Annotated in this window: 13 protein-coding genes; 7 read left to right on the top strand and 6 right to left on the bottom strand. The window is 47.5% G+C overall.

Annotated features, from left to right (window positions below; translation table 11 throughout):
* Nucleotides 1-6: 6 nt before the first annotated feature.
* The gene (locus ACXAC1_RS13710; RefSeq protein WP_475062125.1) at nucleotides 7-1,332 is read right to left on the bottom strand and encodes a cobyrinate a,c-diamide synthase; all 1,326 of its coding nucleotides are present in this window, start codon (nucleotides 1,330-1,332) and stop codon (nucleotides 7-9) included.
* Nucleotides 1,333-1,375: 43 nt separating this feature from the next.
* Nucleotides 1,376-3,127: an AAA family ATPase gene (locus tag ACXAC1_RS13705; RefSeq protein WP_475062123.1), complete on the bottom strand. Its 1,752-nt coding sequence runs from the start codon at nucleotides 3,125-3,127 to the stop codon at nucleotides 1,376-1,378.
* A gap of 161 nt (nucleotides 3,128-3,288) precedes the next feature.
* On the opposite strand from ACXAC1_RS13705, the gene ACXAC1_RS13700 reads away from it, so the two are divergent.
* From ACXAC1_RS13700 to ACXAC1_RS13690, 3 genes are read left to right on the top strand one after another with little or no spacing between them, the layout of a single operon-like run.
* Nucleotides 3,289-5,124, top strand: a complete 1,836-nt coding sequence (locus ACXAC1_RS13700; protein WP_475062121.1) for an ABC transporter ATP-binding protein — start codon at nucleotides 3,289-3,291, stop codon at nucleotides 5,122-5,124.
* A 60-nt stretch (nucleotides 5,125-5,184) separates the two neighbouring features.
* Nucleotides 5,185-5,646: a Zn(2+)-responsive transcriptional regulator gene (zntR, locus tag ACXAC1_RS13695; RefSeq protein WP_244937022.1), complete on the top strand. Its 462-nt coding sequence runs from the start codon at nucleotides 5,185-5,187 to the stop codon at nucleotides 5,644-5,646.
* Nucleotides 5,647-5,655: 9 nt separating this feature from the next.
* A complete protein-coding gene (locus ACXAC1_RS13690; RefSeq protein WP_475062119.1) occupies nucleotides 5,656-6,720 on the top strand; it encodes an SO_0444 family Cu/Zn efflux transporter in 1,065 nt (354 codons plus the stop codon).
* 95 nt (nucleotides 6,721-6,815) lie between these two features.
* Here ACXAC1_RS13690 and efpL read toward each other — a convergent pair whose 3' ends face one another.
* Entirely contained in the window at nucleotides 6,816-7,388 is a 573-nt protein-coding gene (gene efpL, locus ACXAC1_RS13685; protein WP_475062117.1) for an elongation factor P-like protein EfpL, read from the bottom strand.
* A 185-nt stretch (nucleotides 7,389-7,573) separates the two neighbouring features.
* On the opposite strand from efpL, the gene ACXAC1_RS13680 reads away from it, so the two are divergent.
* From ACXAC1_RS13680 to ACXAC1_RS13665, 4 genes are all read left to right on the top strand, one after another.
* The gene (locus tag ACXAC1_RS13680; RefSeq protein WP_475062115.1) at nucleotides 7,574-8,116 is read left to right on the top strand and encodes a sigma-70 family RNA polymerase sigma factor; all 543 of its coding nucleotides are present in this window, start codon (nucleotides 7,574-7,576) and stop codon (nucleotides 8,114-8,116) included.
* Nucleotides 8,113-8,808 (top strand): anti-sigma factor, encoded by a 696-nt coding sequence (locus ACXAC1_RS13675; RefSeq protein ID WP_475062113.1) that lies wholly within the window; start codon nucleotides 8,113-8,115, stop codon nucleotides 8,806-8,808. The genes ACXAC1_RS13680 and ACXAC1_RS13675 overlap by 4 nt, the downstream gene beginning before the upstream one ends.
* A 113-nt stretch (nucleotides 8,809-8,921) precedes the next feature.
* Nucleotides 8,922-9,401, top strand: coding sequence for a peptide-methionine (R)-S-oxide reductase MsrB (gene msrB, locus ACXAC1_RS13670; RefSeq protein WP_475062111.1), 480 nt, complete (start codon nucleotides 8,922-8,924; stop codon nucleotides 9,399-9,401).
* Between the two features lie 83 nt (nucleotides 9,402-9,484).
* A complete protein-coding gene (locus ACXAC1_RS13665; RefSeq protein ID WP_475062109.1) occupies nucleotides 9,485-10,066 on the top strand; it encodes a fasciclin domain-containing protein in 582 nt (193 codons plus the stop codon).
* A 118-nt stretch (nucleotides 10,067-10,184) separates the two neighbouring features.
* Here ACXAC1_RS13665 and ACXAC1_RS13660 read toward each other — a convergent pair whose 3' ends face one another.
* The 3 genes from ACXAC1_RS13660 to ACXAC1_RS13650 all read right to left on the bottom strand — a co-directional run bounded on the left by ACXAC1_RS13660 (nucleotide 10,185) and on the right by ACXAC1_RS13650 (nucleotide 13,842).
* Nucleotides 10,185-10,682 carry a GNAT family N-acetyltransferase gene (locus tag ACXAC1_RS13660; protein WP_475062107.1) on the bottom strand — a complete coding sequence of 166 codons (498 nt, stop codon included), beginning with the start codon at nucleotides 10,680-10,682 and terminating at the stop codon, nucleotides 10,185-10,187.
* Nucleotides 10,682-11,281: a DUF6198 family protein gene (locus ACXAC1_RS13655; protein ID WP_133563750.1), complete on the bottom strand. Its 600-nt coding sequence runs from the start codon at nucleotides 11,279-11,281 to the stop codon at nucleotides 10,682-10,684. Before ACXAC1_RS13655 ends, ACXAC1_RS13660 begins: the two co-directional genes overlap by 1 nt.
* A gap of 257 nt (nucleotides 11,282-11,538) precedes the next feature.
* A complete protein-coding gene (locus ACXAC1_RS13650) occupies nucleotides 11,539-13,842 on the bottom strand; it encodes a YgiQ family radical SAM protein (protein WP_475062105.1) in 2,304 nt (767 codons plus the stop codon).
* Between the last annotated feature and the right edge of the window lie 9 nt (nucleotides 13,843-13,851).

Raw genomic sequence — 13,851 nt, 5'->3', positions numbered from 1 at the left:
AGGTCGTTAAACACCCTTAAATAACGCTGCCGTGGCCGCGAAATTTGACGCAAAGAATAAATGCAGGTAGCTCGCTGTGAGTCCTTTTTCGCGGTAGATTGCTTCACCTGGTGCAGGGTGACGCTGACGGCGACCATGGCTTAATGGCTCAGGTGTATTCTCACTGCGAGAACGATGGTGGGCATGACCACGAATATCGCCCTCTGGCAGTGGTGCTGTTTGCATCCCTTGGCAGCCACGTTTGCCTCGCATTGCGCCTGCGCCTTTCAGCAAGCCAAGCATAGGATAGGTGTTAGCCTCAAGATCCGTTAGAGTTTCGAGGCTATACAGCATACCGCCACACTCTGCCAAGATCGGTTTGCCCGCTGCAAAAAACGTTTGAATCTGATCTAGCATGCTATGGTTTTGCGAGAGCTTTTCGGCATGGAGTTCTGGGTAGCCCCCCGGTAACCAAAGGGCATCCGCCTGCGGTAATTGTTGATCATGAAGCGGCGAAAAGAACGTGACCTTAGCTCCCAATTTTTCTAACACACGAAGGTTGGCATCGTAGATAAAACTAAAGGCTTCATCTTTGGCAATGGCAATGGTTTTACCCGAAAGCGGTGTGCAAACATCTTGCTCAGCGATCGTTTGCTCTGGCGCATAAAATGCTACTGGCTCGGGAAGCGTCAGCAGAGTTTGATCTTCGGTCTCAGTCAACCAACGCACTGCGGCAGTAAAGCATTCTTCTAGCTCATCGCCCACTTCGGAAGCTTGCACCAACCCCAAATGGCGCTCAGGTAAGGTCACTTCATCATCACGCTTTAAGCTGATTAATAATGGTAAATCTTCGGGTAAAGCATCACGGATCAATTGCGCATGACGTTCGCTACCACAACGGTTAGCAATTAAACCGGCTACTTTGACATCGCTACGAAAATTCGCCAAACCGGTCGCCACCGCAGCGGCGGTTTGCGCCATACCTTTTACATCCATCACAATGGCAGCTGGGATGTTAAAACGTGCGGCAAGATCGGCACTTGATGGCTCGCCGTCAAACATCCCCATTGCGCCTTCGACCAAGATCAGGTCCGCTTCTTGGGCCGCATCGAATAGCATTTTTTGACAGTATTCATCGCCCGCCATCCAGATATCGAGCTGCTCGACGGGCTGCTTGGAAGCTTGCGCTAAAATCTGTGGATCAAGGTAATCCGGCCCCGTTTTGAATACACGCACCACTTTCCCCTGCTCGGTAAAATAGCGTGCCAAGGCGGCAGTAATAGTGGTTTTACCTTGGTTTGATGCTGGCGCGGTTAGGAATAATGCAGGGCAATGAGCCACTTGAGTTGTCATGTTATTCACTTATCTAAAATTCGCTTTCGTTGGCTCGGCTAACTTAAGCCATCAACTGACTTAATGAAAGGTAATCGGCATTCAATGCTTGGGCAAGCTCCTGTGCACGACCACGTTTAATCGGCGACTGCTCTGTATCAATGACAGCCAAAGCACCTTGCCAAGCAGCGACAGGAAAATCACCTGACACGCGCCCATCCGTTAAAATATAGCTGTTTAGCTCAAGCTCTGGCTGCTGCCGTAGCGCTTGAACCAGATATTGCTGTGCATCGACTAACGCTTGATGCATGGGCGTACCGCCACCAGCACTGAACGTATCCAGTTGTGCACGAATATTTTGCGGAGCGCGCACTTGTGGCAGCAGCCAATCCACTTGATCCCCACCAAAGCCAAGGATACTGATTTGCTCACGTCTTAAATAGGCACGTTCAGCGATGTCCAAAATCACACCTTTGGCTTTTGCAAATGTCTGGTCAGCTAAAGTCGACCCCGATGTATCAAGCAAAATGCAATGCAGTACCGGTTTACCTTCTCGCCCTTTGTGACGCACGAGTTGCTTTGGGGGCCATTCCCCGGCACTGCTTCTAAGAGTCTGTGCCATATCTATACTGCCGCTCTGACGCTTACCAAGGTTTGCTCCACCTTTGCTTGAGCCGCGCTGCTTTCCGGCTAACAGCGCTGAATTGCCACTCTGCGCTGGGGCTTCACTAAATAATTGAGTTCCAATGACCACTGCGTCACTGGTCGTTTGTAACTCTGGCAACATGCTTCCCCATTCACCAACAGAATCATTCTGCGGTGAAGGTGAAGACTTTCCCGGCCCTTGGCCCTCATCTTGTTTATGAGAATCAGGTGGTCGGCGTGAAGATGGGGGCGCTGAATTAGGCGGAGAGCTTGGAGATGGCGATTGCTTTGATTGCGGCGGCGTTTGGCGGCGATGTGCGAGGACAAAATCTTCTACCGCTTGCACATCTTCAATTGAAACTGTGTTTGCGCCACGCCATGCGGCATGAGAAATGGCTGCACGCACCCACACGATATCCGCACGCACACCGTCGACATTGGCATCTTGGCAACGGCTAGCGATGTCCATACGAAGCGCATCCGCGCACTTAATCGTATTTAATCGAATTTTGGCTTGAGTGATACTTTGGCGCAAGTTGCGTTGTTTGTACTTGAACGCATCGCAGAAACCTTTCGGATCTTGATCAAATTCATCACGTAGCCGCACGATCTGTACACGCTCTTCCAAGGTATATTGATTGAACAGCGTGACCATCAAGCCAAAGCGGTCTTTCAACTGAGGGCGCAGCTCCCCTTCTTCTGGGTTCATGGTGCCGACTAAAACAAAACGTGAGTCGTGCACATGGCTTACACCATCACGCTCCACTCGGTTGACGCCGCTGGCACTCACATCAAGCAAGACATCGACCAGACTGTCAGCAAGTAGGTTGACTTCATCGACATACAAGACGCCTTGATCCGCTTGCGCCAATAGCCCTGGCTGAAATTTCACTTGTTTGTCATTGAGTACCGAATCGATATCAAGGGAGCCCAGCAGACGGTCTTCTGTCGCCCCTAGTGGCAAGGTCACAAACGCAGTTTCATTGCTATCAAGGTGAGGCATTACACCCGCTAAGCCACGAGCTAGGGTCGACTTAGCACTGCCTCGCGGGCCTGATATCAACACCCCACCAATACGAGGATTGATCGCGGTTAACACCAACGCCAATTTGAGTGACTCTTGCCCCGCGACTGCGGTGAAAGGAAAGTTGTGAAAAGAACCGTCTGCCATGTTTACCTATCCAAGGTTTCGCTCGTGAAACCTTTATAAAATCTGAGTTTGAACCTTATCCGTGCCCTATGAGCAAGTCAAATTGAAAACACACACTGTTGCGTGAACAGTATTGATATTGGCGTTAGAATGACCGCGATTCATTTATCAAGGACCGTTCCATGAAGCCTGCTGCGCCCCCTAAAAACACCATCGATAAAAATATGCTAGGTGTTTTTCGATACAGCAAACGCGCCATCACCCTCGTTTGGCAAACCTCCCCACGTTTAACACTGGGATTAGCGCTACTGACTCTGATTGCTGGTGTATTGCCTGCTCTGATGGCATACGTTGGTCAGTTAATTGTCGACTCTGTGGTCGCCGCCATGGAGCACTATGAACAAACGCAAACCCTACAGTATTTCCCTGCTTTATTGTTCGTTCTACTAGAGGGAGCACTGGTTTTACTGACCAGCGCCAATCAACGGGGCTTAGTGGCTTTGCAGTCAATCCTTAGGCTCTCTTTAGGTCAACGTGTGAACATGATGATCATGGAAAAAGCGCAGCAGCTCACCCTTGCTGATTTTGAAGATTCAGAGTTTTACGACAAGTTAGTTCGGGCAAGACGAGAAGCTTCCAGCCGCCCTCTCGCGCTTGTCACCAAAACCTTTACCCTACTGCAAAATGGCGTGTCACTTGCCAGCTTTGCCGTGCTGCTTTGGCAGTTTTCACCTTGGGCTCTGACATTACTGATTCTTGGAGCATTACCTGCTTTTTTTGCCGAAGCAAAGTTCTCTGGCGATGCGTTCATGTTAGCTCGTTGGCGCTCCCCTGAAGTGCGCCAACAAAACTATCTAGAAACACTGCTTGCCCGTGAAGATCACATTAAAGAAGTGCGCTTGTACCAATTAAGCAATCGATTTTTAGGACGTTATCGAGACATTTTCGAGAAGCTTTTTCGTGAAAACAAGCAGCTGATTCTTCGTCGAGAGTTCTGGGGCTTTGTGCTCGGCATTCTCAGCACAGCAGTGTTTTATGGTGCTTATGGCTGGATTGTCACCTCGACCGTTGTGGGAGCGATCACGTTAGGTCAAATGACCATGTACCTGCTGCTGTTTAAGCAAGGCCAAGGAGCGGTTGCTTCATCCCTGACCAGCATTAGTGGTATGTACGAAGATAACTTGTACCTGTCGAATCTCTACGAATACTTGGAACAACCGACTGTCGCAAATATTGAAGGCCAACTAAACGGACCGCGCCCAGGGGATGGCATTCGCTTTGAAAACGTATCGTTTTCCTACCCTGAAAGTGATACCCCAGCTTTAACCGATATCACGCTCCATATTAAACCTGGCAACAGTCTCGCGATTGTTGGCGAAAATGGCTCAGGGAAAACGACCTTAATCAAATTATTAACGCGCCTTTATCAACCTAGCAAGGGAAGAATATTGCTGGATGGTCTAGACCTTACCGAATGGCAAGAACAAGCTTTGTTGAGTCGCATTGGTGTCATCTTTCAAGACTTTGTACGTTATCAATTTATTGTGGGTGAGAATATTGGTGCAGGCGATAACGATCGCTTTGATGATCAACAAGGCTGGGCAACCGCGGCTGAGCTCGGTAAAGCAACAGACTTTATTAGTGATTTAAACCATGGTTATCAAACACAATTAGGCAAATGGTTCCGCGGCGGGCAAGAACTCTCTGGCGGACAATGGCAAAAAATAGCTTTGGCCCGTGCCTTTATGCGTGAAAAGGCAGACATTCTGGTACTGGATGAGCCCACCGCTGCGATGGATGCCGGAGCAGAAGCAGAAATCTTTGCTCACTTTCAGGAACATACTGCCAGCAAAATGGCGATCCTCATTTCCCATCGATTCTCCACCGTGCGTCTCGCGAACGAGATCATTGTAATGGAGCACGGCAAAATCATTGAACGAGGTACCCATAGTCAATTATTGGAAATGGATGGGCGGTACGCTTACCTATTCACCCTGCAAGCAAAAGGATACCAATAAAAAGCTTGCTCAATACGAAACCTAGGCTTGACCTTTGTGTTTACTCCAAGGTTTATACTGATGGCATATCAAGATTTGGAGTACATCATGTTTCGTATTGGTGAGCTTGCTAAGAAATTTTCAATCAACGCCGACACACTACGTTTTTATGAGAAGCAAGGCTTATTGTGTCCAAGTTCGGTCGCAGCAAATGGCTATCGCCTTTATTCAGAGCAAGAAGCCAAAACGCTAGGCTTTATCCTTCGCGCTAAGGAAGTGGGGTTTTCGCTAACAGAGATCAAATCTTTGCTTTCCATTGAAGTCGATAAAGCCAACAGCGAATGCTCGGATGTGAAAGCATTAGTGGATGATAAGCTGGACCAAGTCACGGCTAAGATCCAAGAGTTACAGCGTTTCCAACGTTCGTTGAAACGCTTATCTAATGCCTGTTGTGGCGGTCATGAAAGCGCTGAAGATTGCACCATACTCCAAGCACTTGAATCTGAAACACTCGATATCGTCCCTGAACACCATCACGAATAAGGAGCTGTTATGAATTGGTTCAATGCGTTAATTGAGTTATTCCTAGAGTCGGCACCTTGGCTAATATTAGGGTTGATCATCGCAGGCTTATTAAAAGAATTTGTTCCCATGAGCTGGATGGAAAAGCAACTCGGTCGTCGATCACGCTTCTCCGTTGTCAAAGCGGCGTTTATTGGCGCCCCCTTGCCACTCTGCTCTTGCGGAGTGATTCCTGCCGCGGCGGGCTTGAGGAAAGCTGGCGCAACAAAAGGAGCAACGACCTCTTTTTTAATTTCAACCCCCGAAACAGGGGTCGACTCAATCGCTTTATCTTGGGCTTTGCTCGGCCCTTTTATGGCGATCATACGCCCTATTGCAGCCATCACCAGTGCTGTGACAGCAGGCTTTCTCGTAGGGAAAGATGTGTCTATATCGCCTTCAGACGACCGTCTAAACACCACTTCATCCTGCGCCACCAAAGGTTGCTGTAGCCAGAAAAAGCCTGATGCCCCTTTAAGTATAAGCCAGCGTTTTATTCGTGGTATGCGATATGCCGCAACTGAAATGGTCGATGACATTGCCAATTGGTTAGTCATAGGGCTGGGATTTGCAGCGCTTGTACAAGCCTATGTGCCTCAGAGCTTTTTAGCAGAATGGGGCAATGGGCTGCTCGCCATGCTAGTGATGATGCTCATCTCCATTCCCATGTACATTTGCGCAACGGCATCGACACCTATCGCAGCGGGCTTATTGGTCGCGGGCGTTTCCCCTGGTGCTGTCCTTGTATTTATGTTGGCGGGGCCTGCTACGAACATCGCCACTCTTGGCGTCGTCCACAAGCTACTGGGTAAGCGCGCTCTATTTAGCTACCTAGGTGGCGTCATGATCTGCGCACTAGCATTCGGTTTTATAGTGGATTATGTTTTGTCCATCACAGGCTGGCAGGTAATCACTTCGGGCCAATACACCGATGCAACACATGACAATTGGTTTGCGATCTTAAGCGCATTGCTACTGGTTATTTTGCTGGGATTAAGCTTAGGGAAATCATTGTATACAACTCAAGTATCAGGCCATCAGCACAGCCATCATTGAGTATGATGATTAAGGGAATTGTTAGAGGATTAGAAGCGGTTAATCGCATTAACCGCTTCTTTATAAGATCAAGTAAATCTAGCGTCTAGCTCTGTTTACTTCTCAGCACGACCGCCGAACTTACGCTCTTCCACGTTTACTCGAATACGCTCACCGCTAGCAATGTACTCAGGTACTTGGATAGTCGCACCAGTCGACAGTACCGCAGGCTTTGTACGTGACGTTGCAGAAGCACCTTTGATCGATGGGTCTGTTTCAACCACTGTCAATTCAACGACTTGTGGTAACTCAATCGCAACAGGAGCACCGCTCACCAAAACAACTTGGATACCGGCTGTATCTTCGTTGAAAAACTCAAGCTCGTCAGCAATCGCATCTTTGTGCAGATTATAAGGCGTGTAATCTTCCTGATCCATGAACACATACTCATCACCGTCCAAGTACGAGAAATTGACTGGACGGCGGATTAGATCAGCAAGATTCAGCATCTCAGAATCTTTGAACGTCTCATCGATTTTACGTCCAGTGACGACGTCGTACATGCGCATACGGTACAAGCTACCACCGGCACGCCCCTGTGGAACCGAGCGTTCGATATCACGCACAATATAAGTTTTACCATCGTATTCAACGGCATTATTACGTTTGATTTCACTGGCTTTTGGCATTTTCAATTGTCCTAAACAAATTTAACCAAGGTGCTTAAACGAGCCCTTATTCACAGTCGCTGATGCTATGTCAGTTTTCGGCATTACGCCAGCTTTTCTATCAATATCACTCAATCTCTTTTACACTTTAATTCGTACATAAAACAATCACATCCAAACGCGCCTAACTTTTAAAGGAAGTCACTATGCACGATGTTTCTAGAGTCGAGCAACTACTAGAAGAAATTGCACAAGGTCAAAAGTTGGCATTGAGCGATCTTTATGAACGCACCAGCGCGAAACTATATGGCATTTGTTTACGTGTCTTAGAAGATGAGAGTTTGGCACAAGATGTCTTACAAGAAACGTATATCAAGATCTGGCGTAACGCTAGTCAGTATCAGGTCAATGGCCTTAGCCCTATGACATGGTTAATTACGATTGCCCGTAACAGCGCCATTGATCGCAAACGTTCCTTGGCTAGCAAACACACTGAATCCATTGATGACTATGATTTGGATTCGGAAGAAAGCAGTCCAGAGACCGTGACTTACTCCCATGAAATATCTCGACAAATAGAAGACTGCCTAGACACCTTAGAAGCGGAACGAGCTGAAGCGGTCAAAGGTGCTTATTTAGAAGGCCTGAGCTATGCCGACTTGGCGGACAAATTTTCAGTGCCGCTAAATACCATGCGCACTTGGCTACGTCGCAGTCTTCAGAAACTTAAGGGGTGTATGAGCCAATGAATTCATTACCAGAAGATCACATCACTGCAGCAGAATACGCTCTTGGCTTGCTTTCAGATCAACAAGCAAAAGCCTTTGAAGAACAAATGTCGACGGACCCAGAACTGAAGTCCGCATACATTTACTGGTCGGAACGTCTCGCGACGTTGGCCAGTGAGTGGCCAGAGCATGTGCCACCTGAACACGTTAAAGCAAAGATCGATGATTTCCTCCGAGCGGAAACAGAAACCGTCGTTGAGTTGTCATCATCAATGGATAAACACTCGAAAGAGAAAAAAAGTCGCTCACCCATTTGGGGGATTGCCGCGGCTTTGGTGCTTGCTCTTGGGATGTGGTGGCTATCCCCTAACACCTTCGAAGCCAATTATCAGACCTACTTGACCTCTAGCGCCTCGGATCTGGTTATCGATGTGTTAGTCGATGTCGACGATCAGACCATTAAAATCATCCCGATTAAAGGTCAACCTGCAGAGCAAGGAGACTATGAATTATGGGTAGCTGTAGGCGATGGCGCTCCTATATCACTTGGGGTGTTGGACATCGCCAACTCGGCTCAGTTTTCACTTGATGGCGATTGGATAGATAACTTAGACAATGCACATATGGCAATCAGTTTAGAACCTAAGGGCGGCTCACCTACAGGCCAGCCAACAGGTCCGGTTCTGGCTGTAGCAGATACCATTGCACTCTAGCTTCAACTGTAACAAACATCGTTCAACCAACGTCTAAAGCCAAGAAAGCTGAAACTTTCTTGGCTTTTTTATCGTTTCTAACAAAGAGTTAACCAACCATGAGGAGCTCAGACATGAATCGACGTACTTTTCTACAAGGCACTTTAGCTATTGCACTTATGAGTCGAGGCCTAACCGCAATCGCATCAGGTGTGCAGGAAGCCAACTTCGAAATCACTAGAACGGAAGCCGAGTGGCGAGCACAACTAACCGACTTTGAATACTCTGTGCTTAGGGAGGAAGCCACTGAGAGAGCGTACACGAGCCCTCTTAACGATGAAAAACGCGGAGGCCTGTTTCATTGTAAAGGATGCGATTTAGCACTTTATGACTCCAAAACTAAATTTGATAGTGGAACCGGTTGGCCAAGTTTTTATGACAGCCTACCCAACGCTGTGGCAACCAAAGAAGATCGCAGCTGGTTCATTACTCGCACAGAAGTGCATTGTCGTCGATGCGGTAGCCATATGGGCCATATCTTTGAGGATGGACCCGCCCCAACAGGGCTTCGTCACTGTATAAATGGCATCGCATTAACCTTCTATGAAAATTAATTAAATTTTTTTGAAACTATTTCAGATCGATTCCGTATTTATACATACCAAGCAGTAACAACAAAAAAACTCGGAGATCCATCATGAAATTACTAACTACATTAACCATCACTAGCGCACTTGTCATGACCGGCTGTTCTAGCACTGGCTCACAGAACCACGGTATGAGCGAGAAGAACGACAATCCTATGGTTGGCGGAGCACCAATGTATGAGAGCCGAAATATTATTGAGAATGCGGTAAACTCAAAAGATCACACTACGCTCGTTGCAGCAGTTAAGGCAGCAGGCCTAGTCGATACTTTACAAGGCGACGGTCCGTTTACAGTGTTCGCCCCAACGAATGCAGCTTTTGACAAGCTACCTAGTGGCGCCGTTGCGAATTTGCTCAAACCTGAGAACAAAGCGGCTTTACAAAAAGTGCTAACCTGCCATGTTGTCGGCACTAATGCGCTTTCTGGCGCGATTACTACGATGATTGATGATGATATGGGAGCGCATCCAGTTCCAACATTAGGTGGTTGTACACTGACAGCAACATACAAAGGCGACACCATTATGCTTGCCGATGAAAACGGTCGTATGGCAACAGTCACCATTGCGGACGTTAAACAATCCAATGGTGTGATTCACGTAATCGATACTGTGCTGCTACCAAAGCAGTAATAATCTGATCAGCGTATCTCTAAAGCTTGACGAAAAAGCCCAGATGTTCTGGGCTTTTTTACGTGTCTTTCATAACGCAGAGAGTAGCTCACTTTTTGGCAAACCTTTAAATCAACTCTTAAGCGATCGTTTTGGCCATGGTCGTATTTTCCAGTGACACACCAAAGCGCTCTACCTGATTACGTTTCGTAGGCAGGAAACCGTGCTTAATGAAAAACTCATATGCAACATCAGATGCCTGAACCAGCCACTGTATCTTGTTGGGATAGTGTTTGCGGATGGATTCAAAAGCAGTAATCAGAAGCAATTTTGCAATGCCTTGCCGCTGGGCCCTAGGGCATACATATAAGCATTCAATGTCGCCGTTTTTATTTAATTCAATAAAGCCCAGAGGTTCTTGATTGCGCTCATCAACAGCGACCCAAACAGAGTGCTCTTCAAGACGCAGTTTCCAGCTGGCACCATCTATGCAGTCTGGTGCCCAAGCGGATTTCTGTTCTTTTGAATAAATCACATCGGGGATTGCATGAACACTACGATGAAATACATTTACAAGAGCACGGTAGTCAATCTCCGTGCTCTGAAACTCTCGTATAGCAATTGACGTTGAGTACATTAAGCGTGCTTCGTTTCAGTATTTTGAGCCCAAGTAGGTGGTCGATGATAACGGCCAACAACGGAGCTTAGCAAAAGGAAAGCAAGCAGTGAACAGATGAGACGCCAACCGTCTAAAACCATGATAGCAGCCACTAAAATTCCAATGTCGGCAACCAAGGTCGTGCGACTTGCGTGAATTTGAAAACGTCTCTCCAAGTACACAGCTAGAATATTCAGTCCGCCTAGGGAGGCATTGTGTCTAAATAGAATGATCAAGCCGAACCCGACCAGCAGACCGCCTAAAACCGCGGACACGATAGGATGAATATCAATATGCGCCACGTGACGTAGAAGTTCAGATAACCCTGAGAGAGTGCTGACGGCTATAAACGTTCTCAATGCGAACTCTTTACCAAGGGCGCGCCAAGCCAGCACATAAAAAGGTAAATTCAAAATAAAGAACAGCTGACCAAAGCTAAGGTCTGTCACTGTGTTCAGGATCATACCTATCCCCGCTGTACCACTGATCAGCAGTCCAACAGAGTTAAGGATATGCAAGCCAAGCGCAACCAGTACGCAGCCTTCAAGAATTGAAAGCCATTGGTGTGTAAGTTTCATAAGATTGTCCCATCATCAACACGCTCACTTTTGGTTAAGCGCAGGTTATTAACGCAAACCTCTTGTGGAGGCCTTAACGCGGGTTAGCACCGTGTCATGAGTTACGATGCAGATTCTATACCAGTTATGGGCGGTGATTATGCGAGATTTTCGAGGATAATGCACCCTTTTCGAAACTTGAGGACGATTTAGGCGTTATATGTGTGCAGAAAAAAGCCCTATTCAGCATCACCAAATAGGGCTTCAACTTGCTTAAATTAGCGGGCTCTTCGCGCTGCTGGCGACTTGCTTTTCGAGCGATTTGCGCCGCCTTTTCCAGCTGGGCTCGTGCCGTTTGGTCGTGCTCCAGCAGGCCTATTACCGGCACCGTTACCGGATGCCTTATTCGACTTGCGCCGATTACGTTCGTTTTCAGCGTTTTTCTGTATGGTCGGACGGTTGCTTGTATGTGATGCTCCCGTTTTCTGGCCTGGCTTCGCTTTCGTTGGGCGGCGTGGTGTACGCTTGTCTTGCTCTTCGTCAGGCACCAATTGACCTTTTCCATTACCAATCAGGTCTGCTCGCCCCATCGTACGAAGCGTTTCACGCAGTGCAGGCCAGTTCTTTGGATCATGGTAACGCAAGAAACCTTTTTGTACGGTACGCTCTTTGTAGTCTTTAGGCGTGTGTACGTTTTCACTCTTATACGTCACACCATGCAGTGGATTCTTGCCTGAGTGGTACATAGCCGTTGCTAAAGACATTGGCGATGGGTAGAACGTCTGTACTTGGTCTGGTTTAAAGTCATTTTTCTTCAACCAGACGGCAAGGTTCATCATGTCTTCATCGCTGCTGCCTGGGTGTGCTGCAATAAAGTATGGGATTAAGTGTTGCTTCTTGCCTGCTTCTTTCGAGAACTTATCAAACATCTTTTTGAAGCGATCATAGGTGCCCATGCCCGGCTTCATCATTTTCGATAAAGTGCCCTCTTCCGAGTGCTCTGGTGCAATTTTTAGCAAACCACCGACGTGATAAGTCACCAACTCTCGAACGTATTCTGGATCTTCAACGGCTAGATCGTAACGTAAGCCAGATGCAATGGATACCTTATGAATGCCTTCCACAGCACGAGCTTTACGATACAGCTCAGTGGTTGGACTATGATCGGTTTTTAGATTTGAACAAATCGTCGGATAGACACAAGACAACTTACGGCAAGATGCTTGGATCTCATCGTCCTTACAGTTTAGGTGGTACATGTTCGACGTTGGGCCACCCAAATCGGAAATATGCCCCGTAAAACCTGGAACCTTACGCTTAATGTCTTCAATCTCGTTCAAGATCGATTCATGTGAGCGAGACTGAATCACGCGCCCTTCGTGCTCGGTGATCGAACAGAAAGTACAGCCACCAAAGCAACCACGCATGATGTTGATCGATGTTTTGATCATGTCATACGCTGGAATACGTGCTTTTTTGTATTTAGGGTGCGGAATACGTGCGTAAGGCAGATCAAACACACCGTCCATTTCCGGAGTTTCCAACGGAATTGGCGGCGGGTTAACCCAGATTTCCTTTTTGCCATGTTTTTGAATCAAGGCACGAGCGTTATGTGGATTCGACTCCAAGTGCAAAATACGCGACGTGTGTGCGTACAACACAGGGTCTTTAGAAACCTTTTCAAACGAAGGAAGACGAATGTACGTCTTCTCAGCATCCAGTTTTTGACCTTTACGAAGCGGTGCTGGGATGACTCGAATCGGCATCACATCACTATCGTCCTGCTGCTCACCTGTTTGGCACTTACCCTCTGGAATGTATTCATAAGGGCTATAGATCTGATCGACCTTGCCTGGCCAGTCAACGCGGGTTGAGTCAATTTCAGTATAACCACCCGGCGGAACATCACGGATAATCGTAGTGCCACGAACATTAACGATGTCATCCATGCTTTTGCCATTAGCAATCGCATGAGTGACTTCTATGATGGCACGCTCAGCATTTCCGTATAAAAGGATGTCAGCTGTGGAATCCACTAATACAGAACGACGTACCTCATCACTCCAGTAATCGTACTGAGCGATACGGCGTAAGCTGGCTTCAATACCACCAATCATAACAGGCACATCGTGGAACGCTTGCTTACAACGTTGAGAGTAAACAATGACCGCACGATCAGGACGTTTACCACCTTCACCGTAAGGCGTGTAAGCATCGTCATTACGTACCTTTAGATCAGCGGTATATCGATTGATCATCGAGTCCATGTTGCCCGCGGTCACACCGAAATATAAATTCGGACGTCCAAGGCGCATAAAGTCATCAGGACTACGCCAATCAGGCTGATCAATAATCCCTACACGAAACCCTTGCGCTTCCAAGACTCGCCCCATCACGGCCATACCGAAGCTTGGATGGTCAACATAGGCGTCTCCTGTGACGATGATGACATCACAGCTGTCCCAACCTAGGGCATCCATTTCCTCACGGCTAGTCGGTAAGAATGGCGCAACGCCGTAACATTCAGCCCAATAAGGCGAATAAGAAAAAATATCTGGAGCGGTTTTGTGTCGTTTGATCATATGAGCTCT

Source organism: Marinomonas sp. AWM4_232, assembly GCF_056158325.1.
This window is presented reverse-complemented; position numbering and strand designations above follow the sequence as displayed.

Coding starts and splice junctions, on each gene's coding strand:
- ACXAC1_RS13705 (WP_475062123.1), bottom strand. CDS start 3,127: ATGGCAGACGGTTCTTTTCACAACTTTCCTTTCACCGCAGTCGCGGGG.
- efpL (WP_475062117.1), bottom strand. CDS start 7,388: ATGCCAAAAGCCAGTGAAATCAAACGTAATAATGCCGTTGAATACGAT.
- ACXAC1_RS13690 (WP_475062119.1), top strand. CDS start 5,656: ATGAATTGGTTCAATGCGTTAATTGAGTTATTCCTAGAGTCGGCACCT.
- ACXAC1_RS13660 (WP_475062107.1), bottom strand. CDS start 10,682: ATGTACTCAACGTCAATTGCTATACGAGAGTTTCAGAGCACGGAGATT.
- ACXAC1_RS13680 (WP_475062115.1), top strand. CDS start 7,574: ATGCACGATGTTTCTAGAGTCGAGCAACTACTAGAAGAAATTGCACAA.
- msrB (WP_475062111.1), top strand. CDS start 8,922: ATGAATCGACGTACTTTTCTACAAGGCACTTTAGCTATTGCACTTATG.
- ACXAC1_RS13650 (WP_475062105.1), bottom strand. CDS start 13,842: ATGATCAAACGACACAAAACCGCTCCAGATATTTTTTCTTATTCGCCT.
- ACXAC1_RS13675 (WP_475062113.1), top strand. CDS start 8,113: ATGAATTCATTACCAGAAGATCACATCACTGCAGCAGAATACGCTCTT.
- ACXAC1_RS13710 (WP_475062125.1), bottom strand. CDS start 1,332: ATGACAACTCAAGTGGCTCATTGCCCTGCATTATTCCTAACCGCGCCA.
- ACXAC1_RS13665 (WP_475062109.1), top strand. CDS start 9,485: ATGAAATTACTAACTACATTAACCATCACTAGCGCACTTGTCATGACC.
- ACXAC1_RS13655 (WP_133563750.1), bottom strand. CDS start 11,281: ATGAAACTTACACACCAATGGCTTTCAATTCTTGAAGGCTGCGTACTG.
- zntR (WP_244937022.1), top strand. CDS start 5,185: ATGGCATATCAAGATTTGGAGTACATCATGTTTCGTATTGGTGAGCTT.
- ACXAC1_RS13700 (WP_475062121.1), top strand. CDS start 3,289: ATGAAGCCTGCTGCGCCCCCTAAAAACACCATCGATAAAAATATGCTA.